Genomic DNA, 22635 nt, shown 5'->3' on the forward strand with positions numbered 1-22635 from the left:
AAACTATAATATGCGCGCGCTATGCAGAAAGTGAAATTACCCAAGCGATTGGACCCAGTAAAAAGTGCTAATAAACGTTCCGATTATCGGGGGGGTATTTTAGCATCTGATATGCCAAGATTGCTTGGGATGGTTGCAGGTGTTGCCAGTGAAATAGATGTTGATGTTAAGTTTGCAAAAGACGAGCAGGGTCTTACTTATTTTCAAGGTCGTATGGCATGCTCAACATCACTACGCTGTGAAAGATGTAATGAAGTCTTTGAACATCCTATGGATGTGTCTTTTTGTTTCAGTCCTGTGCAGGGTTCTGAGGAAGAAGTCGAAGATGAATTACCGGATGTTTACGAACCGGTAGAGGTCGATGACCATGGAGAAATCAATTTATTTCAATGTCTTGAAGATGAGCTGATTTTATCTTTGCCTATTGTAGCCCTTCATGCAGAGGAGGATTGCAAACAAAAGCGAGACAAAATGAGTTTTGGAAAAATTGAACCGGCCGATGAACGTCCAAACCCGTTCGCGGTTTTGAAAGAACTTAAGCGAGACTAGGAGTAAAATAATGGCTGTACAGAAGAGTAAAAAAGCTCGTTCAAAGCGTGGTATGCGTCGTTCACATGATGCACTTGGTACTGTTGCTTTGTCTGTAGACTCAACGTCAGGTGAGACGCATGTTCGTCATCACGTGACCGCTGATGGTTACTACAAAGGCAAAAAAGTTTTATCTCTTTAATTCATTAAAGTAATAGAACATTGAGCCATCTAACCATAGCGTTAGATATCATGGGGGGCGATCACGGCCCCCATATTATTTTTCCTGCAGTTTTAAAAGCGCTGCAAGAAACGCCTACCTTAAAAGTTATATTGTGTGGCCCACAAGCTGTCATGCTTGAATGGTTTAACAAACAACCTAATGATATCCAAAATCGTCTTGAGCTTTCCACCTGCTCTCAAGAGGTATTAATGGATGATTCACCTTCCCATGCATTGAGGCACAAGAAAGATTCATCAATGAGGCGAATGTTGGACCTTGTACAAGACAATAGAGCAGACGCTTGTGTTAGTGCCGGGAATACTGGTGCGTTGTTAACTATGGCGTTTTATGTTTTGAAAACCTTGCCAGGTATCGACCGGCCAGCTCTAGTAACACAAATCCCAACTAAGAATAATGGCAAAGTTAATTTGTTGGATTTAGGGGCAAACATTAATTGTGATTCAGAAGTGTTATTTCAATACGCTGTTATGGGGTCAGTCTTAGCTGAACAGATTGGAAATATTAATCAGCCCAAAGTCGCGTTACTTAATGTAGGCGTTGAAGAAATAAAGGGCAATGATCGAGTTAAGCAAACTGCTAGATTGTTGACTGATTCTAAAAGTATCAATTACATTGGATACATAGAAGGGCACGATATTTTCTCAGATAATGCAGACGTTGTTGTCACCGATGGTTTTGTTGGAAATATAGCTTTAAAATCATGGGAAGGGTTGTCAAAGTTTATCTTTGAAGAAATCAAAAGAGTATCTCAACAAAATTGGTACTTTTCTATTTTAGCAAAGGTTGCTTTACCTATATTCCATAGGCTGTATTTACGCATGAAACCCGACCAGTATAATGGCGCGAGTCTGGTAGGATTGCGCGGAATTGTGGTTAAGAGCCATGGTAATGCCTCGTCAGAGGCTTTTTTGTATGCTATTCGAAAGTCTATACAAGAAGTCCAGATGCAGGTACCTGAGAAAATAAAAGATAAAATAGAAGCGGCTTTAATGGAGCGTCACGAATAAATGAATTCCAGAATAATTGGCACGGGTAGCTACTATCCAAGCGAAATAAGAACAAATGCCGACTTATCAACTATGGTTGACACGACTGACGAGTGGATTACAGATCGTACCGGCATTAAAGAAAGACGAATTATTGGCAAACATGAAACCGCTGCAACTATGGGTACTGAAGCTAGCAAAAAAGCTTTGGAAGCTGCAGGTATCGACGCTAAGTCTTTAGACATGATTGTTTGCGCAACCACATCAGGTCGCTATGCTTTGCCTAGTACAGCATGTGAGATTCAAAAGGCTTTAGATGTTGATGGCATTCCTGCGTTTGATGTTGCAGCAGCATGTGCAGGTTATTGTTATGCCTTGAGTGTTGCTGATCAGTATATAAAATCTGGGATGGCTAAACGTATTCTGGTTGTCGGTACAGATTGTTTAAGTCGATTAATTAACCCTGAAGACCGAACTATGGTGATATTATTTGGTGATGCTGCTGGCGCCACAATTATTGAAGCAAGTGAAGAGCCAGGCATATTGTCTACCCATATTAATGCTGCGGGCTCGTACGGTGATTTGTTAACAGTTGGTAACCCTCAACGAGGAGATGAGCGCTCAATTCACGAGAATTGGGGCTCTATGAAAGGCAACGAGGTCTTTAAAGTGGCTGTAACTAAGCTAAGTGAAGTAGTGGAGCAAACGTTAGCTGCTAATAATATGCAAAAATCAGATTTGGACTGGTTAGTGCCTCATCAAGCTAACTTTCGTATTATTAAAGCTACTGCTAAGAAACTAGATATGTCACTAGACCAAGTCGTATTGACCCTTGAAAAATATGGTAATACTTCAGCCGCTACGGTTCCTACTGCGTTAGACGCAGCAATTAGGGATGGCCGAATTAAACGTGGTCAAAATCTATTATTAGAGGCTTTTGGCGGCGGATTTGCTTGGGCATCAGCCTTAGTTCGTTATTAATTTATTATTTAGAGAAGTTTTTTATGAGTAAACAAGCATGGGTCTTCCCAGGTCAGGGGTCACAGTTTTTAGGTATGTTGGATGACTTGGCTTCAGAGTATCCAACTGTAAAGAGTACGTATGCAGCTGCTAGTGAAGTTCTGAAATATGATTTGTGGGATGTTGTAAATAATGATGAAGAAAAGTTGGGACAAACACAAATAACCCAACCTGCTTTATTGGCGGCTAGTTATGCCATATTTAAAATATTACAAGAAAATAACCTTCCTTTACCTGCTTATATGGCAGGACATAGTTTAGGTGAGTATTCAGCTTTAGTATGTGCAGGTGTGATTGATTTTAAAAATGCCATAAAATTAGTTGAAGCCCGTGGTCAATTTATGCAAAAAGCTGTTCCACAGGGTGTGGGGGCTATGTACGCAATCATCGGGTTGGATGACGAAAAGGTCATTGCTTGCTGTAAGCAAGCTCAAATTGACTCAGATATGGTTGTAGCTGCTGTGAATTTTAATTCGCCCGGACAAGTAGTCATCGCTGGTAACAAGGAAGCTGCCGAAATTGCCGCAGTGCTTTGTAAAGAGCAAGGTGCAAAACGTGCCTTACCTTTACCTGTTAGTGTGCCTTCTCATTGTGCATTAATGAAACCAGCCGCGGATAAATTAGCTGCATTATTGAACGATGTTTCTTTTTCTACACCACAAATACCTGTTGTTAATAACGTCGACGTTGCAATGGAGACTGATCCTACTGTAATTAAACAAGCATTAATTGCTCAGCTATATAGTCCGGTTAGATGGACAGAAACAGTGAACCAATTACACGAAGTGGGTGTCGATAATCTATATGAATTGGGCCCAGGAAAAGTGCTTACGGGTTTAACTAAGCGTATAAATAAGGCTTTAACGTGTAAGGCCATAGGGTCTTTAGCGTCTGTATCAGATTTAAAATAGTTAAGTAGAGAAAATAAATGTCTAAATTAAATGGCAGCATTGCCTTAGTAACCGGTGCAAGCCGTGGTATTGGTCGAGCAATCGCAGAGCGTCTAGTTGCCGATGGCGCAATTGTTATTGGAACAGCAACATCTGAAAATGGCGCTAAAGCTATTGGAGAGTATTTGCAATCAAATGGCGAAGGTAAAGTATTGAACGTTGCTGATCCTGACTCTATGCAAAATCTTTTAAAAGAAATCACTGAAAAGCATGGTGCTGTTGATATTTTAATTAACAATGCCGGTATCACCAGAGATAACCTACTCATGCGTATGAAAGACGATGAATGGCAAAGTATTATGGATACTAACCTTACGTCTATCTTCAAAATGTCTAAAGCTGTATTACGTGGCATGATGAAAAAGCGTAAAGGAAGAATTGTTAATATTGGCTCTGTAGTAGGAACAACAGGTAATGCTGGTCAAGCTAATTATGCGGCCGCAAAAGCTGGAGTTATCGGTTTTAGTAAGTCTATGGCTCGTGAAGTCGCTTCGAGAGGTATTACTGTCAATGTCGTCGCCCCAGGTTTTATTGACACAGATATGACTAAAGCATTAACAGATGAACAGAAAGAAAATATTTTTAAAGACATTCCCGCGAATCGTTTGGGGGATCCAAAAGAAATAGCAGCAACCGTTGGGTTTTTAGTCAGTGAAGAAGCCGCTTACATTACTGGTGAAACAATTCATGTAAATGGTGGAATGTACATGGGTTAACGATTACAGGACATGTGGTATTATAACCACACTGTAATAATGAATATTTATTTAACCGTGAGTGGTTGGACCAGAAAAAAAGTTGAGTGACTTACTTGCAAGGTCTCGCTTTGCTGAATACACTACTCGCAAATTTATATCTAGGTACTTTAAAGGATAACTAGAATTATGAGTAACATCGAAGAACGCGTAAAAAAAATCATTATCGAACAATTAGGTGTAAAAGAAGAAGAAGTTAAATCTGAAGCTTCTTTCGTTGATGATTTAGGTGCGGATTCATTAGACACTGTTGAATTAGTTATGGCTCTTGAAGAAGAATTTGATACTGAAATTCCTGACGAAGAAGCTGAAAAAATCACAACTGTTCAATCTGCTATTGATTACGTTAACGCTAATAAAGACGCGTAAGATATTTAAAAGCGGCCCTATCTGGGCCGTTTCTTTTTCAATTTATATTTCCATGTTTATAGTCGGAGGCCCTAGTGTCTAAACGTCGCGTAGTAGTGACTGGACTTGGCATGCTTTCCCCTGTTGGCAACGATGTTGATTCTTCTTGGAAAAATATCCTTGCGGGAAAAAGTGGCATTGCTCCAATTACCTCTTTTGATTGTTCAGCTTTCACCACTCAATTTGCTGGTGAAGTAAAAAATTTTGATGTTGAGCAATACATTCCTAAAAAAGAATGTAAAAAAATGGATAAGTTTATCCAATTTGGTATTGCAGCAGGCAAACAAGCATTAGCTAGTTCTGGTCTTCGAGTTACTTCTGAAAATGCTTCAAGAATAGGCGTTGCAATTGGCTCCGGGATAGGTGGTTTGGGCTTGATTGAAGACAACCATAGCAAAATGCTTACGTCTGGACCACGGAAGATATCTCCATTTTTTGTTCCCTCAACCATCACCAATATGATATCGGGTTTTTTCTCTATATTCGAAGGGTTGAAGGGGCCAAACCTAAATGTTGTAACAGCTTGTACTACAGGTGTTCACAACATAGGCATTGCAGCACGTACAATTGCATACGGAGATGCTGACGTCATGATCGCTGGCGGTGCAGAATCTACTATCTGTCCGCTTGGTATTGGTGGCTTTGCAGCAGCTAGAGCATTATCAACACGTAATGACGCACCAGAATCTGCTAGTCGTCCATGGGATAAAGACCGAGACGGTTTTGTTATGGGTGAAGGGGCAGGGGTTGTCGTCCTCGAAGATTACGATATGGCTGTTGCCCGTGGTGCAACAATTTATGCTGAACTCGTTGGATTCGGTATGAGTGGTGATGCTTACCATATGACCTCTCCACCTGCTGACGGTGAAGGGGCCGCTGCCGCCATGGTTAGTGCTATTAATGATGCGAAGATTGATACATCTGAAGTTGGATATATCAATGCTCATGGTACCTCTACACCAGCTGGTGATGTAGCAGAAGTGGCTGCAATAAAATCAGTTTTTGCTGAGGATGCAAAAAAATTGATGGTGAGTTCAACTAAATCTATGACGGGTCATCTATTAGGCGCTGCTGGGGCGGTTGAAGCCATATTTACAATATTAGCTTTGCGAGACCAGATCGCACCGCCAACTACTAATTTAGACAACCCAGGTGAAGGGTGTGATTTAGATTTTGTTGCAAATAAAGCCAAGCCAAAAGAAATGGATTATGCCTTATGTAACTCATTTGGTTTTGGTGGAACCAACGGTTCTTTGCTGTTTAAAAAGTTTTCAAACTAGCCACCCGTAAACTTGATAGAAGTGGCATTAGACTTCCACTTCTATCAAATATACATTTTTATGTTAGCGTATTATTATAGTTCTAAAGTTTCTAGGGTTACTTCAATTTGATGATAGTTAATGGACAGCAACAATCACAAATTCCTTTAACTGATCGTAGTATTCAATACGGTGATGGTTGCTTTACGACTGTTGCTTATCAAAATGCTTCTCTTGAGTTATTTGATTTGCATATCCAACGATTGAAAGATGCCTGTGAGCGTTTATCTATCCCATTCTCTAATTGGGAACAGCTCAGTAAAAGTGTTTTTGATTCTCTGCCAAATAATGAATCATGTGTCGTCAAAATTATGATAACGCGAGGCAGTGGTGGTAGAGGCTACAGTCCAGTAGGGGCAAAATACCCTAATTTTATTATTACCCATCACTCTATTCCTCAACATTACAAAACGTGGCAAACGGAAGGCATCAGTGTCAGTGTTAGTCCTATACAGTTGGCTCGTCAGCCCTTACTAGCAGGAATTAAACATTTAAATCGTCTAGAACAAGTACTTATTAAGCAAGCTTTGGCTACTACTGAATATGATGATGTGATTGTTTGCGATACAGAAAATGAAATAATTGAGTCGTCAGTCGGTAATGTATTTTGGTTTGGTGATGATAAATGGTTTACTGCAAACCTAAGTGAGTCAGGGGTTTTAGGGGTTATGCGTAACCATTTAATTGAAATGATGGAAAAGGCAGGCGATAAAGTTATAGTAACTCGTGAGCCTGTAAAGGCATTATTTGAGGCTCAAGCCTTATTTGTATGCAATTCACTAATGGGTGTAGTACCTGTAAAAAATTTGATTGACCCAGAAACCTTTAACGTTACCAAATTTCTAATTGAACCTGTATATAAAGTGCAATCTATGCTTAAAAACAAGTTGGAGAATTAGATGGCTAAATTATTCAAGATTTTGCTTACTTTGTTGGTTTTATTAATAGCTACTATTGGGGCGTTATTTAATTATTTTAATGAGCAAGTAAAGCAGCCACTGAATTTAGACTCTGCTACGTTTTTCCGCGTTGATTCAGGTCAATCCGCTAAAGGTATTTTGAATAGACTTAAGAGTGTAGGCATTCTTGATGAAAATCTGGGGTTAAAAATCAGCATTAAAATTAATCCAGAGTTAGGTAATATTAAAGTAGGTACCTATTTACTGAAACCTTCAATGACTGGGTTAGATTTACTCGATTTATTAGTAAGTGGCAAAGAAGTACAATTTTCTGTGAGTTTAGTTGAAGGCCTGCGATTGAGAGATTGGCTAGCTACCTTAAGAAGTCATCCAAATCTAAAAGTTGACAGTGACTTTCACGAAAAAGTTAATAGACTTTCTAAAGATATGTCCGGTGGTTCTTTGCAAGGATGGTTGTTGCCAGATACTTACCACTTTGTAGATCAAACCAATGCATATGATTTAGTATTAAGAGCTAAAAATAGTATGCAAAATTACTTGAGTAACGCTTGGGACAACAGAGCGTTTGACTTGCCTTATGAGTCAGCCTATGAAGGTTTGATAATGGCTTCTATAATCGAAAAAGAAACCGGTGTAGCTGAAGAAAGGCCAAGAATATCGGGAGTATTTGTTAACCGTTTAAACTTAAACATGCGATTACAAACGGATCCTACCGTTATATATGGAATGGGTGAAAACTTTGATGGGAATATAAGACGGAAAGATCTAAAAACACCCACCCCCTACAACACCTATGTTATAAAAGGTCTACCCCCGACCCCTATAGCAATGCCAAGTAAACTGGCAATTGATGCGGCATTTAATCCAATAACCACACAAGAATTATATTTTGTTTCAAAAGGTGATGGCAGCCATCAATTTTCTGAAACATTACAAGAGCATAATGCTGCTGTACGTAAATATCAGTTAAAAAAATAAGGTTGAATTAGAATTGCAAACATTGGGTAAGTTTATCGTTATTGAAGGCTTAGAAGGTGCAGGTAAAAGTACCGCTGTTAATATAGTTTCCCAGCTAATAAAAGACGCTGGACATCATTTAGTCAATACTAGGGAACCAGGTGGCACACCAATGGCTGAAGCTATAAGAGAGTGTGTTAAAGGTGATTGGCCTACTGAGAATGTAACAATAGAAGCTGAGCTTTTATTAATGTACGCCGCAAGGGCTCAATTAGTCCAAAATGTAATTTTACCTAACTTAGAACTGGGAAATTGGGTTTTAGGAGATAGGCATGATATGTCTTCGCAAGCTTACCAAGGCGGTGGCCGTAAAATAGATCTTGATATGATTCAGTCGCTTCGTAATATCACCTTAAAAGACTTTAAACCTGACTTTACCTTGTATTTAGATGTAGAGCCTCAAGAAGGACTTAATAGAGCGAGAGGTCGCGGTGAACTAGACCGAATAGAGCAAGAAGACCTCAGTTTTTTTGAAAGAACAAGAGAGCGCTATTTGGTAATGGCTCAACAAGATAGAAATTGCGTGGTGATTAATACTATGCAGAGTATTACTGGCGTTCATCAAGATATCCAATTAGCCCTCACTAGGTTTTTGGAGAGCTAGATGTATCCTTGGTTACAATCTACATTCTTACAGCTTAGTTCAAGAATAGCATCTAATAAATTACATCATGCTTTGTTACTACAAGGTGAAGATGGCATTGGTAAGGATGCATTTGCTTCAAGTTTAGCTAAGTTACTACTATGTCAAGAAAGGCAAGGTGATCAAACGTGCGGGCAGTGTCAATCGTGTAAGCTTAATGCATCAGAAACTCACCCAGACTTATACAAAATAGAATCAGAAAAACAGATTGGTGTTGATCTTGTTAGAGATGCGATAAAAAATCTAACGGGTACTGCCCATATGTCGGGATGCAAGGTACTAATAATCTACCAAGCCGATAGGATGACCGAGTCCAGTGCTAATGCTTTATTGAAAACGTTAGAAGAACCTACTGATAATACCTTCCTGTTACTAATTACAGAAAATCCTGAAAGTATTTTACCCACTATTATTAGTCGTTGCGAAAAGCAGTTATTGCCATCACCTAATTTCGTCAATACTGTGGCTTGGGTAAAACAACATCATCAAGGTGTCATAGATGAAAACTTTGCAAGGTTATTTGTAGGAAGGCCATTAACTTTGTTAAATGAGTTACAACAAGAGCAAAATTATAACTATCAAGATTTTACTACTGGAATACAGGGCGTTATGACAAATAACCTAAGTGCAATACAGTTAGCTACTGACTGGCAAAACCATTCAGAAAAGGTAATTAAGTGGTTGCAAGCTTGGGTAAAGCAATCTTATCTCAGCACTCAAAACGAAGTTTTTTGGCAATTGAATATACGATGCATTGCTGCATCAAAGAAGCTTAAAAATCCTGGTGTAAACAAAACACTAACGTTAGCTGAGTTACTGACTGCGTTAGCAAATTTCGAATCAAATTAAATCATATTTTTATAGGTATACATTGTGTTTGTAGACTCTCATTGTCATTTAGATAGATTAGATCAAAGCCATGAACAATTATCAGAAACACTTCAGTTTGCTCGTAACCGTGGAGTAGAACACTTTTTATGTGTATCCGTATCAGTAAAAGATTTCCCTTCAATGGCAGAAACAGTCGTTAATTTTAACGATGTTTCCATATCTTGTGGTGTGCATCCCTTATATCAAGAAGACGCATGTACATATGAGGAATTACTCGCAACCGCTGACAATGACAGAGTTGTGGCAATAGGTGAAACTGGGTTAGATTATTTTTATAGTGCTGAGACAAAAGAAGTACAGTTAGCTTCTTTTATTGATCATATTAAAGTAGCTAATAAGTTGGGTAAACCTTTAATAATCCATACTAGAGAGGCACGACAAGACACGATTAATGTACTTAAGGAACATAAATTACCAGAAACCCAAGGGGTACTGCATTGTTTCACAGAAGACTTGGAAATGGCTCAGTCAGCAATAGAGTTAGGAATGTATATATCAATATCAGGGATAGTTACCTTCAAAACAGCAACAGAACTCCAAGAGGTAGTAAAAAACATACCTTTAAACAAGCTTCTCATCGAAACTGACTCACCTTGGTTAGCGCCTGTTCCTTATCGTGGCAAACCTAATCAACCAGGTTTTGTTAGAGAAGTCGGTGAGTTTATTGCTGATCTCAAAGGGATCAGTGTCGATGAATTAGCTTATGTTACTACTAAAAATTTCTACGATTTATTTGCCATACCTAAATAGTTAAAACAGTAAGATAATGGATTGGTGTGCCTTAGTAATTAAAGTGGCGCTTTTTAGTTAATTTATTTCCCACAACATTTTTTATATTTTTTACCGCTACCACACAGGCACTGACTATTTCTTTGTGGTTTGAACTCACCAGAATTTTTGAATAGATTCCCTTTGGAGTAATGCCATTTTTCGTCTTCTAAAACGAAATCAGATAGCTCATGTAAAACATAAAAGCATTCGCCTATTTTGTAAAACGCTTTGAATTCTACTTGTGAGGTTACCAAATTAGCGCTGTGCCCAATAACTTGAAGTGACAACCATTGTGTATTCTCTGCACTTTGGGCCAACTCTTGTATCGATAAGTTTTGACGGGGTTTTTTAGCATAGGTATCTAAAATATAGGCATAATCTTTTAAAACGTAGGCTGTAAAACGAGACCTCATTAATGCTTCTGAATTAGCAGCTTTTTTAACTTCAGTTAATATGGGCTTACAACAGTATTCAAAAGCAATATTGCTACAACAAAAACAGTTTTTATTATCTTCAAGCACTTATATTTCCTAATTAAAACGAACTCCGCTAGCCTAGGCTAACGAGTATTACTTAGTCAATATATCCGCTTGTAAATACGTTTATATCTTACCAAGGACCTTGAACAACATTATGTTGGCTGCTGTGCTGTTGATACAAATTAACTAAGGTAACCTCGTGCTCTAAACAAAGCTGTTTGATTCGTTTGTAGGTAACTTCGTCTAAAGTTAGTTCTTCTATAAATAGGTTGGCACACTCTTTACCTAGTACAATTTTTTCAATCCAATTCACTAATGTACTGTTATCTGGCTTAGGCAATCTAATGGTGTAAGGGCGTTTTATACTAAATTGGATGTTCTCTGCGATTAGATATGTCCACTTGAATGGAGACGTAAAATCCATCTCATTCAGCATCTGCGGCTCATTAGTAGATACCGGTAACCTTGAGATAACTTTTTTTATCGGTGTTAATGCATGTAAGCTAGCCATAATAAACTCATTTTAGTGATTATATATACAGTGGTTGGGTATACAGTAGTACTGTACAAATAAACATGCAAGTGTTTTTTTTATAATCTATGTGCGCTAATTATGGCGTTTGAACTTTTTAGTGAGTTTATTACGCCTTAACAATAGTAATATTAGCGCGAAACAAATATAAATGATTGGCTGTAACAAAGACGATTTAACTGACCAAAAATAATGAAGTCCTATAGTGACTAAAGCTAAATAAACCCAATTGTGGGTTTTTTGCCAAGCTTTTCCCAGTTTACGCTGTATTGATTTAGTTGATGTTAGCGCTAATGCTGTCAATATTAATAAACTTAGAATACCTGCAAAAATATAAGGGCGTTTAAATACTTCAGATATCAACAATTGCCATTCAAACTGCAAATCGAAAGCGAGATAACTTAAAAAATGGAATAGGGCATACGTAAACGCATAAAGCCCTAATGGCCTACGAAGGTTTAACAAAATGCCTTGCTTTAGCTTCTTCGTGACAGGAGATATCAGTAAAGATAAAAGTAATAAATTAAAGGCTCCAATTCCCGTAAAGTGTAAAAGCTCTTGTACAGGATCAGCTCCCAATTTATCTGTAAATGCCCGAAAGTATAAACAGGCTAATGGGATAAATGCCGCACTATGGATTATCACCTTTAATAATATGATGTGGCTTTTTTTTAGTCTAAACAATTAGATATACCTAGCTAAATCCATTCTCTTATATAGTGGGGCGACTTCTTCATAGCCATTAAATATTTGCGTAGCGACTCTATTACGATTAAACAAACTTCCTGTTGTAATTAACCTCTCACTGGCTTGGCTCCATCTAGGATGGTCAACATTAGGATTAACATTTGCATAGAAACCATATTCCGATGGTGCTAATTTATTCCATGTAGTAGGGGGGATTTTGTCGGTTAAGCGAATGGACACCACTGATTTTATGCTTTTAAATCCGTACTTCCAGGGGACAACTAAACGAATAGGTGCACCATTTTGTGGTGGCAAGGTTTTTCCATACAAACCAACGGACATTAGGGTTAATGGATGTGCCGCTTCATCTAATCTTAGTCCTTCAACATAGGGATAGTCTATTCCTCCTCCAGAAAACCTACTTTTTTGACCTGGCATTTGTTTGGGGTCATATAAGGTTTCAAATGCTACATATTTTGCTGAGCTCAATGGTTTGGCTTTTTGTAATAATTTTTGCAGAGAAAACCCTATCCATGGTACTACCATAGACCAAGCTTCTACACAGCGAAGTCGATAAATCCGTTCTTCTAAATCAAATGCTTTATATAGGTCTTCGTAACCTAGTGTTATTGGCTCTTCTACTAAGCCCTCTATCTTTAAGGTCCAAGGGTCGACTTTAAAATTCTGAGAAGTTTCTACGGGATCAGCTTTACTTGTACCAAACTCGTAAAAGTTATTGTGGGTAATAATTTTTCGTTCTGGAGTTAATATGTGCTTATCATTTTCAGACGTTGTCTGTGCAAAAGATAAAGCTCTGGTTTTAAAAGAGGTTTCATCGTCATTGTTGAAGAGATTAAAAGCGTTTGCTTTGTGGCTTGAAAGTAGGGCCCCTGCACCCAAGTATCCTAAGCCTTTAAGAATATTACGTCTATTTTGATAGACATTATGATCAGTAACTTGGTTTTCTTTAAGCTCGCTTGGCTTGGGAGTACGAATTAACATTATAAATTTCACCTAATAGAAACTGAGGGGGTATCTTATAAGACAGTCTAACGTTAAGAAAATTACATCACGTTTTTATCACAGCAGTAAAAATGCTTTCTTAGCTGATCTTGTCATTAATACCATTGGATGCTGGTAAAAATAAGTTACTGTACAGTTTGGCTGCAAACCCATCTGTCATACCAGATATATAATCTGCAATAACTCGGTGCCCATTGTTATTTTCACTTTCAGATAGCCAACGTTGACGAGTGTTGTCAGGCAGTAACCGCGTAGGATCTGAAGCAAAAGCTTGAAACAGTTCCATCACGATTTGCTGGCCCTTATATTCAATTAATTGAATCTCGGGCTTTTGTATCACTCGTTTGAAAACGTAGCCCTTAAAGAGTGCTAGAGCTTGTTGATAAACAACTGGGAACACTGCGTTGTATCTCAATAGGTCATGCTCAAACTCGGGGCATAGCTCTGTAATTTCTATATGGGTTACAAAACAATTCACCAAAGCGCCAATTGCATTTTTACGTTTATGATGCTGCTGGCTAAATAGATTATCGCTTAATGCTTCAATATTGTCAGACAACCAGCAACCTTGCATATCTAGTAATGGAATTACAACCTCTTCGTGAAATTGCTGATGATTGACAATACCCATTACAATGGCGTCTTCTAAATCATGTATCCCGTACGCTATATCATCTGCTAGCTCCATGATAGAACAATCAAATGATTTGAATTGAGTCTTATGGTGTTTATCTTTATTACTCGTATATTCAATGAAACGTGCTTGGTCTGCTTCAGAGAATACTTTGATCAACCATTCAAACCATGAGCTATCACACTGGTATAAGCCCTTAGGCGGATGCCATTCACTCGCTTTAACTTCACGGTGTGAATTTGCGCCATGCAACTCTGGTTGGTTGCTTAAACTGTCTAGGTAATTAGGATATTTCACTAATCCTAATAAAGTACGTCTGCTTAAATTCATACCATGAGATGCAGTATACCGCTCTAACTTGGTGACAATTCTGAATGTTTGGCCATTTCCCTCAAAACCGCCATGGTCACGCATCATATAGTGCAGAGCAACTTCACCTCCATGACCATAAGGAGGGTGGCCAATATCATGGGCTAAACATAATGCCTCAATAAGGGTATCGTTTAATTCTAGGCGCGAGGTTAACTCCGGGTACTTGTTAAAAAGTTGCGCTGCTATCCCTTGGCCTATTTGGGACGCTTCCAGTGAGTGGGTTAAACGGGTACGGTAAAAATCACTCATACCTGCACCTAGAACCTGTGTTTTGGCTTGTAATCTTCTAAATGCAGCGGAGTGTAATATACGAGCCTTGTCACGTTGAAAAGGGGTACGATGATCACCATCGCGATGAATTTTTTGTCCATGCCGGCGTGTAGTCCATACATCCATCGAGTTTAATACCTCCAGATTACGTTTTAAGTTAACGATTCAAAGCATACTTAAGATTAGGACCATTTAAAACCCACAGATAGAATCAATGATTAAAGAGCTAAATGCATAAAACAATCAGTCTTCTTGAGTGATTTCGTCTAAGCTCAGGCTAAAGCTCGGGACGTATGCATTCAAAAAGTAATCTACTTCTGGAGAGTGATAATCTTTAAGCATTTTATCTAAACGCTTCTTAGCAAGTCCAAACTCCTTGTTACCAGCAGTTAGTTCTTCTAAGGTTTTCAAATACGCGCAAATCACATCAGCTGCCTTTACGATAAAAGCAATATCTTCGCTATGATTTTGGTGATCGATTAGTAGCGCATAATCATTTCTGAACTCGTCTGGGGCCATATTAATTAGTTTTTGCTCAGCAAGCTTTTCGATTTTTTTATATTCATCCCGAATAATGGGGTTTGAGTACTTTACTGGGGTGGGTAAATCACCAGTAATGACTTCAGATACATCGTGAAATAAGGCAATGGTAGCGACTTGGTTTGAGTCTAAGTTACCTTCAAAGTATTTATTACGAATAAGTGCTAATGCATGGGCAACCATTGCCACCTGTAAGCTATGCTCTTGGACATTTTCAGTTCTAACATTACGCATGAGTGGCCATCTATTTATCAATTTCATGCGAGATAAGTGGGCAAAAAAGTGGCTTTTATTTGGAATAACTTGCTTCATGGTTTAATTAATCTGTTTATAGCTTTTAAAGAAATTTGCAATTGCTTCTAGTGCAGGTTTAAGTATGTCTATATGGGGTAAAAAAACCAACCTAAAATAACAGCCGTGGTGCAGGTTAAAAGCAGAACCATGAACTAGTAGTATTTTTTCGGCTTTCAATAGGTCGAATATCATTTGTTCATCGTCGGTGATGTTGAATTTTTTAGCGTCAACTTTTACAAAACAATACATGGCACCTTTGGGCAATATACATTCTAAGCCATCAACGGCATTTAGCATTTTAGTTGCTAAGTCTCGCTGTATTTTTAAACGGCCATCATGACTAATTAACGCATTTATACTTTGATAACCACCTAATGCGGTTTGAATTGCATGTTGGCTTGGGACATTTGCACACATACGCATAGAGGATAAAATGTTTAGCCCTTCAATATACCCATTAGCAATAGATTTGTTGCCACTTACCACTAACCAGCCCACCCTAAAGCCTGCGATGCGATAGTTTTTAGATAAGCCTCCCAGCGTGATAAAAAAAACGTCTTTAGCTAGTGAGGCTATACAGCAATGTTCTGCATCGTCATAAAGAATTTTGTCGTAAATTTCATCACTGATAACAGCCAGTGAAAACTGACGGGCTAACTCGATGATTTGCTGAAGAATTTCTAAAGAATAAACCGCACCAGTGGGGTTATTTGGATTGATTAAAACAATAGCTTTTGTTTTATTTGTAATTTTTTTGCGTATATCTTCAATGTCTGGTTGCCACCCGTTATCTTCATCACAACGATAATGCACTGGCTCACCAGACGATAAGCTAACTGCTGCTGTCCATAATGGGTAGTCAGGGGCAGGCAATAATACTTGATCATCATTGTTTAATAACCCTTGCATTGCCATAACAATTAGCTCGCTGACACCATTACCCAAAAAAACATCGTTCACCTTTACGTGTTTAACATTTTTCTGTTGGTAATACTGCATGACTGCAACACGAGCCGAATAAATACCGTTTGAATCTGAGTATCCTTGAGCACTGGGGAGGTTATGGATTACATCTTTTAATATGTCATCTGGGGCTTCAAAACCAAATGGAGCTGGGTTACCAATATTTAGTTTTAATATTCGATGGCCTTCATCTTCCATTTTCTTCGCTTCGGTTAAGATTGGACCTCTGATTTCATAACAGACATTTTCTAATTTGTTGGATTTGTTAATTAACTTCATGGAGTGACTAAAATAATAGAATTAAACCTAGAGTAAACTATCAGAGCTAATGCTGTTAGGTTTTAATTAAATAGCTTAGTAATTTGTGGTTATAAATAGTAACTAGGAGGTTTTTAAAAGCCCCTAGAAATAATAATAGAAGCTTTTAAATATAAGAAAATTACCGAGGAAGCTTAACACCTTTATTTTCTGTTTGGATTTTTGTTGCATAAAAAGTTTTAACTGAAAATCCAGAGGTTTTGGCTTTCGGTGCTGCTTTTTTCTTGGTGGTTTTTTTCGGTGCAGCAGGGACTTCTTTAGGCGATGTGCCTAGTTCAGAAATCATATCGTTTAGCGCAGCGAGTCTTATATTTTTACCACCATCGACACTATACCACCCCCCTTTTGCTTCGATTTCAGGAGATTTTCCATTAGCGGTTGTGTAGGCTTGCGTAAATGCAGCGATGACTTGGTCTTTATCCAATTTACTCATAATCAGGTCTTTGCCTTCTAAATAATTATAATGAAATAAAAAATATGGTCGGCTTTTATACCGTGTTTTAATTATAATGTCTAATTTTGCTGATAATTCAAGCATCTAGCTTATAAATTCACCTAGGAAACTAAATGGGTATCACTAATTTTGAACTGTTAAACTTTCTAAATTCAGTTCTAACACCAGAAAAAGTTAAAGACTTTTGTCCAAATGGGCTGCAAGTTCAAGGTAAAACGAAGATTACTAAAATTGTTATGGGAGTCACTGCTTCCCAAGCTCTTATAGATAATGCAGTTGAGGTAGGTGCTGACGCAATTATTGTACATCACGGCTATTTTTGGAAAGGTGAGTCTCCTTGTTTAACCGGGATGAAAAAGAAAAGGATCAGTACACTTTTAGAACATGACATTAATTTGTATGCCTATCATTTACCCTTAGATATACATCCAGAATTAGGTAACAATGCACAGTTAGCTAAATTACTAGGTATTACAAATATAACTCCGCTTCAAGAAGCTAATTCCCAATGTGTGGTGATGAAAGGCAACTTCCCTGAAGCAATCACCCCTGAAACACTCTGCCAAAAAATTAACCACACTCTGGATAAAGTGCCACTTCATGAACCTTCCAGTAAGCCAAAAATTAAAACAGTAGCATGGTGTACAGGTGGTGGGCAGAACTATATAGAGCAGGTGGCTACTGAAAATATCGATGCCTTTATAACAGGTGAAGTATCTGAACAGACGATTCACGTAGCCCGTGAAATGAATATTCACTTTTTTGCAGCAGGTCATCATGCTACCGAAAGATATGGTGCGAAAGCACTAGGTGAATACATTCAGCGTTCTTTAAGCATAGATACCGTTTTTATTGATATTTTTAACCCAGCTTAGGACTATTAACAAGTAGATGGATAAGGCAAGTAATGACAAAAGTTTCGACAACTTAGCAAATAAATTTAATAAAAATATTTATGGTTCAACTAAAGGGCAACTTCGCCATGAATTATTACTTCATTATTTACATTTAAATATTGACTTAAATAAAGGCCCGCTAAATATTTTAGATGCAGGCGGGGGGACTGGTAAAATGACCGAATCGCTCCTTAAGTTGGGTCACAAGGTAACCTTGACAGATATATCGTCTGAGGCTTTAGCGTTGGCCCAAGCTAATATTGGCCACCAAGCACAGTTAAGTATTGTACATGGTGATATTTTATCTTTATCAGATAATGTGCAATATGATGTAGTGATTTGTCATGCTGTGCTTGAGTGGCTCCAAGAACCGTTGCCTGTTATTAATAAACTGATTAACCTTACTAAACAAAAAGGCTATTTGTCTTTGAGCTTTTTTAATTATGATGCACAACTTTTTGGCAACGTTTTGTATGGTAATTTTGATTATGTTGAACGGGGGATGAAAGCTAAAAATGTGGTGCGACTAAGCCCAAATAACCCACAAAAACCTAGATACATTTTGTCTTATTTACAAACATTGCCATTAGATATTATACAGATAGCTGGGATTAGGTGTTTTCACGACTATCTAAAAGATTTAGACAAGCAGGTTTCAATGTATGAACAACTGCGAGCTGTGGAGTTACAATACGGCACTGAAGAGCCCTATTTATGGTTAGGGAAATATTTTTTGACTATTTCTAAAAAACACTAGGTAAAAATGAATAATTTACTCTCTTAATAAGTTTTTTATGTCCTCCTCAATGTCACTGGGTTTAGTAGTTGATGCATAACGTTTAACAACTTGCCCTTTTTTATTGATCAGGAATTTTGTGAAATTCCATTTAATTGATTTGCTTCCCATTACGCCTGGCGCATTTGTTTTCAAATACTTAAAAAGAGCACTAGTGTTGGCGCCATTTATTTCTACTTTTTTAAATAAAGGAAAGGATATTTGGTAGGTTAGGTTGCAAAACTTTCGTATGTCATTGTCACTTCCTGGTTCCTGACGACCAAATTGATTACATGGAAAGCCCAATATTTCAAACCCTTGGCTATGATAACGATTTTGAAGTTGCTGTAAGCCTTCGTACTGAGGTGTAAAACCACATTGGCTAGCTGTATTTACAATTAAAAGTACCGAGTTTTGATAGACTTGTAACCCTATGACCTTTCCATTATTCAATGTTTCTTTAAACTGATATACGGTATTTTTCATGGTTACTTTTACTCTCTTCTAGAAGTGATTAAATGTACCAACGTTATGACGCTGATTTGACTCTCCATTGATGTCCTTGTAATAACACCAGTGAAGGATCTAACTCTTTATCAGCTCGCCATGTTCTATTGTTTAGCTTCAATATTACGCCTGGGTAGATCCGTTTGTTAGCGATTATTTGCATATTGTTTTGGTACTTATCTTTTGCGTTTGAAACTTCGGTAAGTTTACTTTCCAACCATTGTAATAATTGAGTTTCACTTTCAAATAGTTGGTTAGCTTCATCAACGCGATACTGCATATCTTTTGGAATGAATTTGGAGTTAATCAAACTCATTCTTTCCAAATGCCGCCCATTATTTTGTCTAAGTTGTTTTAGCAATTCAACCAAAGTATCTTTACGTTCTAATAAATTATTAAAGCCCTCACTATAATCTATATTTAAATTACTTCCTGACACTGCTCCAAATGTTCCCGCTGTAACGCTATCTTGGCAATGAATAATGCAAGAAAATATATTCCCATTAGGCTTTATTGTAGCCCCAACTGTCACTTTTCCTTTACAGGTTATTTTGCTGTGGGCAATTTGTCGCCCAATACTAACATTACCATTACTATGTATTTTTAGGCCTTGCCCATGTTGTGCATATATATTGCCTTTTGAAATAAGCGTGGTGCTATACTCTGTCGCATTTTCATTGACCTTACCCATTGCCCCTTCGGTAATAATTATATCCCCTCCAGCCCTTATAGTTGCGGACTCTACAAACCCATTTATAGTGATATCACCCGTTGCGGTAATTTCCATTTTTTCAGTTACATCACCATTAACAAAAACAGAGCCATCATAATTAATGTTACCAGTGCCAACATTTACACCTTTACAGGTAAAAATATCATCAACCCACATCTTTTGGTCTTTAAATTTAGGCATCCCAGAAATATCAGCAATGAGTAAGTTCTCATCATGGTCACTAATGACAGTACCATCACCTGTTTTGAGTTTTAGCCATTCGCCAGGGGAGGCTTTTATAATTTCACCGGAAACAAAGTAACCATCTCGCCCCTTAGTGGGAGCCATTCTTCTTAATAACTCTGCTCCTTTTTTTACAGATAATATCGCTCCTAGGTTTCGCATATCGACACGAGCACTACTTGCAGATTGAGGTGCTAAAATTCTTTCTAAAGCATTTGGAACTAAAGGAACAAGTTTGGAAGGTTTACCTGTTTTTGGAGGAAGTCCGATTGCAACTACAGACTGTATTTCTTCCCCCGTATTTGCCCTAGCGCATTTAAGGACTAAATCCTCTATACGCTTACGGCTGATACCTCGTTTTACGCCATTTTTAGTCAAAATGTTTTTCAACGAGGCACTACTAGGGAGCTCTCCACCATAACCGCACGTTACTTTTAGAACAACTGACAGCTGATCTTTTAAGATTTCACACTGTATTTCACTGTTTCTACGCTCGCCAATACGAAAAGTGATAACGGCCATTTTGTTTTGTTGCAATGCGTTGTTAAATGCAATTACGGTATCAATAATGCTTTCTTCTAGTAGAAAAAACTGGCTAAATTTACTTGCCGCTATTAAATCATACACTGTGTGTACGTCTAACTTTGCTCCAACTAATTGCGGATTAATTGTTATGTTTAAATAAACATCACTGTCATCAAGGGTTAAATTTACACCTAACATTTATTCGCCTTTATCTATTTGCACAAAATAAATTTGTATAGACTTTAATTACTGTTAACTAAAGTGGTATCGACCTTTTACGAACTAACATTAGAAAAGTGCGGTGTAATTGGCGAACATTTTTATAGTTTAATAGCGTAATCATGTAGGGCTTTAATGATAGTTAGCTTGTCTGGTTGATTTGCATGTTTTTGGTATAACTCTTCTAGTTCCCTCATGTATTCCGACATTTTTATATTAGCTTTAGACTCATTATCAAAAAATTTAAACTCTCTATACCGCTGCCACTTTTGTAACTCTGTATCTGTTAGGGTTTCTGGGAAGTTACGAGCTTTATATCTAAACAATAGTGTGTGTAAACGTTCGTCTTCAAAAGGAAAGTCTGTCGCTGTTAGGCCTTGAGCATCCGACGCTACAATTTGCTGCATCAGTGCTTTATCATTTTTACTGAAGAAACCTCCTGAATAAAGAGCATGTTCAGGGTCAATATCGATAGCACTATGCTCACTGTTATACACTTCTGTTAACTTATTTATTAATGAATCATTATCTTTAATAATTTGTAAGTTCCGTAGACACTGTTGCCTATCGATTTTTAGTCGCTCTGCATTTTCTGAGGTTAAGGTTTTAGCAGGTGCTAAAATAGGACATTTATTTATATGAACTAATTTAATAGGTAGACGCTGTTCTCCTTCTGCGAGTAGAGCTGTGGGCGTATAAAGTCGCTCTTTAATTTCGTTGGCTGATAGTTCAAAGAGTGGACTTGGGTCCAGCGCAAGGTTTAAGACAATAATGGCATTTTTATTGTGAGGATGGATGCCAATTGGAATAATCCAGGTACAGCAACCATATACTGACGAAATTTTAGACGATATATGAACAAGTGGCGTGTGGTGATTGAAATTCATCAACTCTAGTACTTTGTTTTTACTTCGTAGCTCAAATACATAATCAAACAACTTTGGGTGGTGCTGTTTGATTAGCTTAGCCATTGCAATGGTGGCATAAACATCCGACATGGCATCGTGGGCATCTTGATGCTCTATACCGTTAGCTTTAGTTAAATCTTCTAACTTAAAGCTTGGTAAGCCCTTGTCATTTAAAGGCCATTTTATGCCTTCTGGCCTTAGTGCATAACACGCTCGTACTAGGTCAATGATATCCCAACGACTGTTACCATTTTGCCACTCACGTGCATAAGGGTCGTAGAAATTTCTATACAAAGTATAACGAGTAATTTCGTCATCAAAACGGATATTGTTATATCCAGCTACACAAGTGTTAGGCTTTGAAAATTCGTCATGGATTGTATCAATGAATTGTTTTTCTGTTGTCCCTTTGAGAATTGATTTTTGAGGGGTAATTCCCGTTATTAAACAAGCTTCTGGTTGAGGTAAACAATCGTTTGGAATTTGGCTATAAATCATTAAAGGCTCGCTAATGATATTAAGATCCAAATCGGTCCTTACGCCAGCAAACTGGCAAGGGAGGTCTTTTTGAGGGTTTGCGCCCCACGTTTCATAATCGTGCCAGTAGATTGAAGCTTGTATTTCATTGTTCATTGAGGACCGTTAAGTACCTTGGATTGTTTATTTTGTTTATTATGTTTTGATTCTAATGTTTATACAAACTTGAATTTAATTGAAACATAGGTCGTTTAGTTATTCTTGGTTGGTTAAACAGAGTCTTTGAGTTATTTAAGGCATAATGATTCGGATGTGCAGCCTTAAATAAAGCCTAACCCGTGTAAATTTTTATTTT

The 22635-nt window shown here is 37.8% G+C and carries 26 protein-coding genes; 15 read left to right on the forward strand and 11 right to left on the reverse strand.

Annotation, left to right across the window (positions count from 1 at the left end):
• The first annotated feature begins 21 nt into the window (after positions 1-21).
• The 13 genes from yceD to ABJD71_RS03985 all read left to right on the forward strand — a co-directional run bounded on the left by yceD (position 22) and on the right by ABJD71_RS03985 (position 10431).
• The gene (gene yceD, locus ABJD71_RS03925) at positions 22-549 is read left to right on the forward strand and encodes a 23S rRNA accumulation protein YceD (protein ID WP_348164836.1); all 528 of its coding nucleotides are present in this window, start codon (positions 22-24) and stop codon (positions 547-549) included.
• A 10-nt stretch (positions 550-559) separates the two neighbouring features.
• A complete protein-coding gene (rpmF, locus tag ABJD71_RS03930) occupies positions 560-730 on the forward strand; it encodes a 50S ribosomal protein L32 (protein ID WP_133471611.1) in 171 nt (56 codons plus the stop codon).
• 20 nt (positions 731-750) lie between these two features.
• Positions 751-1779 carry a phosphate acyltransferase PlsX gene (plsX, locus tag ABJD71_RS03935; protein ID WP_348164838.1) on the forward strand — a complete coding sequence of 343 codons (1029 nt, stop codon included), beginning with the start codon at positions 751-753 and terminating at the stop codon, positions 1777-1779.
• Entirely contained in the window at positions 1780-2739 is a 960-nt protein-coding gene (locus ABJD71_RS03940) for a beta-ketoacyl-ACP synthase III (protein WP_348164841.1), read from the forward strand.
• A gap of 23 nt (positions 2740-2762) precedes the next feature.
• Positions 2763-3689 carry an ACP S-malonyltransferase gene (fabD, locus tag ABJD71_RS03945; protein WP_348164844.1) on the forward strand — a complete coding sequence of 309 codons (927 nt, stop codon included), beginning with the start codon at positions 2763-2765 and terminating at the stop codon, positions 3687-3689.
• Positions 3690-3706: 17 nt separating this feature from the next.
• Positions 3707-4444, forward strand: coding sequence for a 3-oxoacyl-ACP reductase FabG (gene fabG / locus ABJD71_RS03950; RefSeq protein WP_348164846.1), 738 nt, complete (start codon positions 3707-3709; stop codon positions 4442-4444).
• Between the two features lie 168 nt (positions 4445-4612).
• Entirely contained in the window at positions 4613-4852 is a 240-nt protein-coding gene (acpP, locus tag ABJD71_RS03955; protein WP_133471608.1) for an acyl carrier protein, read from the forward strand.
• A 74-nt stretch (positions 4853-4926) separates the two neighbouring features.
• Positions 4927-6171, forward strand: a complete 1245-nt coding sequence (gene fabF, locus ABJD71_RS03960; RefSeq protein WP_348164849.1) for a beta-ketoacyl-ACP synthase II — start codon at positions 4927-4929, stop codon at positions 6169-6171.
• 110 nt (positions 6172-6281) lie between these two features.
• Positions 6282-7109: an aminodeoxychorismate lyase gene (gene pabC, locus ABJD71_RS03965; protein WP_348165356.1), complete on the forward strand. Its 828-nt coding sequence runs from the start codon at positions 6282-6284 to the stop codon at positions 7107-7109.
• Positions 7110-8108, forward strand: coding sequence for an endolytic transglycosylase MltG (mltG, locus tag ABJD71_RS03970; RefSeq protein ID WP_348164852.1), 999 nt, complete (start codon positions 7110-7112; stop codon positions 8106-8108). It begins immediately after the preceding gene.
• 13 nt (positions 8109-8121) lie between these two features.
• Complete coding sequence (gene tmk / locus ABJD71_RS03975) at positions 8122-8751, forward strand: dTMP kinase (RefSeq protein ID WP_348164855.1); 630 nt, start codon at positions 8122-8124, stop codon at positions 8749-8751.
• Positions 8752-9639 carry a DNA polymerase III subunit delta' gene (gene holB / locus ABJD71_RS03980; RefSeq protein WP_348164858.1) on the forward strand — a complete coding sequence of 296 codons (888 nt, stop codon included), beginning with the start codon at positions 8752-8754 and terminating at the stop codon, positions 9637-9639.
• Between the two features lie 24 nt (positions 9640-9663).
• Positions 9664-10431, forward strand: a complete 768-nt coding sequence (locus ABJD71_RS03985) for a YchF/TatD family DNA exonuclease (RefSeq protein ID WP_348164861.1) — start codon at positions 9664-9666, stop codon at positions 10429-10431.
• 62 nt (positions 10432-10493) lie between these two features.
• Here ABJD71_RS03985 and ABJD71_RS03990 read toward each other — a convergent pair whose 3' ends face one another.
• The 8 genes from ABJD71_RS03990 to ABJD71_RS04025 all read right to left on the reverse strand — a co-directional run bounded on the left by ABJD71_RS03990 (position 10494) and on the right by ABJD71_RS04025 (position 16997).
• Positions 10494-10973, reverse strand: a complete 480-nt coding sequence (locus tag ABJD71_RS03990) for a YchJ family protein (protein ID WP_348164864.1) — start codon at positions 10971-10973, stop codon at positions 10494-10496.
• Between the two features lie 88 nt (positions 10974-11061).
• The gene (locus ABJD71_RS03995; RefSeq protein WP_348164867.1) at positions 11062-11442 is read right to left on the reverse strand and encodes a hypothetical protein; all 381 of its coding nucleotides are present in this window, start codon (positions 11440-11442) and stop codon (positions 11062-11064) included.
• Positions 11443-11538: 96 nt separating this feature from the next.
• Positions 11539-12147 (reverse strand): protein-methionine-sulfoxide reductase heme-binding subunit MsrQ, encoded by a 609-nt coding sequence (gene msrQ, locus ABJD71_RS04000; protein WP_348164870.1) that lies wholly within the window; start codon positions 12145-12147, stop codon positions 11539-11541.
• Positions 12148-13152 carry a protein-methionine-sulfoxide reductase catalytic subunit MsrP gene (gene msrP, locus ABJD71_RS04005; RefSeq protein WP_348164873.1) on the reverse strand — a complete coding sequence of 335 codons (1005 nt, stop codon included), beginning with the start codon at positions 13150-13152 and terminating at the stop codon, positions 12148-12150.
• 100 nt (positions 13153-13252) lie between these two features.
• A complete protein-coding gene (locus ABJD71_RS04010) occupies positions 13253-14575 on the reverse strand; it encodes an anti-phage deoxyguanosine triphosphatase (protein WP_348164876.1) in 1323 nt (440 codons plus the stop codon).
• Between the two features lie 117 nt (positions 14576-14692).
• On the reverse strand, positions 14693-15301 hold the full coding sequence (gene yfbR, locus ABJD71_RS04015; RefSeq protein WP_348164879.1) for a 5'-deoxynucleotidase: 609 nt from the start codon (positions 15299-15301) through the stop codon (positions 14693-14695).
• A gap of 3 nt (positions 15302-15304) precedes the next feature.
• Positions 15305-16525 carry a pyridoxal phosphate-dependent aminotransferase gene (locus ABJD71_RS04020; RefSeq protein WP_348164882.1) on the reverse strand — a complete coding sequence of 407 codons (1221 nt, stop codon included), beginning with the start codon at positions 16523-16525 and terminating at the stop codon, positions 15305-15307.
• A gap of 160 nt (positions 16526-16685) precedes the next feature.
• Positions 16686-16997: a hypothetical protein gene (locus tag ABJD71_RS04025; protein ID WP_348165359.1), complete on the reverse strand. Its 312-nt coding sequence runs from the start codon at positions 16995-16997 to the stop codon at positions 16686-16688.
• Positions 16998-17131: 134 nt separating this feature from the next.
• On the opposite strand from ABJD71_RS04025, the gene ABJD71_RS04030 reads away from it, so the two are divergent.
• Both ABJD71_RS04030 and ABJD71_RS04035 read left to right on the forward strand, forming a co-directional pair.
• A complete protein-coding gene (locus ABJD71_RS04030; protein WP_348164886.1) occupies positions 17132-17893 on the forward strand; it encodes a Nif3-like dinuclear metal center hexameric protein in 762 nt (253 codons plus the stop codon).
• Between the two features lie 16 nt (positions 17894-17909).
• Positions 17910-18671, forward strand: coding sequence for a methyltransferase domain-containing protein (locus tag ABJD71_RS04035; RefSeq protein WP_348164889.1), 762 nt, complete (start codon positions 17910-17912; stop codon positions 18669-18671).
• Between the two features lie 15 nt (positions 18672-18686).
• Here ABJD71_RS04035 and ABJD71_RS04040 read toward each other — a convergent pair whose 3' ends face one another.
• The 3 genes from ABJD71_RS04040 to sbcB all read right to left on the reverse strand — a co-directional run bounded on the left by ABJD71_RS04040 (position 18687) and on the right by sbcB (position 22436).
• Positions 18687-19175: a glutathione peroxidase gene (locus ABJD71_RS04040; RefSeq protein WP_348164892.1), complete on the reverse strand. Its 489-nt coding sequence runs from the start codon at positions 19173-19175 to the stop codon at positions 18687-18689.
• A gap of 43 nt (positions 19176-19218) precedes the next feature.
• On the reverse strand, positions 19219-20874 hold the full coding sequence (locus ABJD71_RS04045; protein ID WP_348164895.1) for a FapA family protein: 1656 nt from the start codon (positions 20872-20874) through the stop codon (positions 19219-19221).
• A gap of 122 nt (positions 20875-20996) precedes the next feature.
• Positions 20997-22436, reverse strand: a complete 1440-nt coding sequence (gene sbcB / locus ABJD71_RS04050; RefSeq protein WP_348164898.1) for an exodeoxyribonuclease I — start codon at positions 22434-22436, stop codon at positions 20997-20999.
• Positions 22437-22635: the final 199 nt, after the last annotated feature.

The organism is Paraglaciecola sp., from assembly GCF_039943935.1.
In the GTDB taxonomy this organism is placed as follows: Bacteria; Pseudomonadota; Gammaproteobacteria; order Enterobacterales; family Alteromonadaceae; genus Paraglaciecola.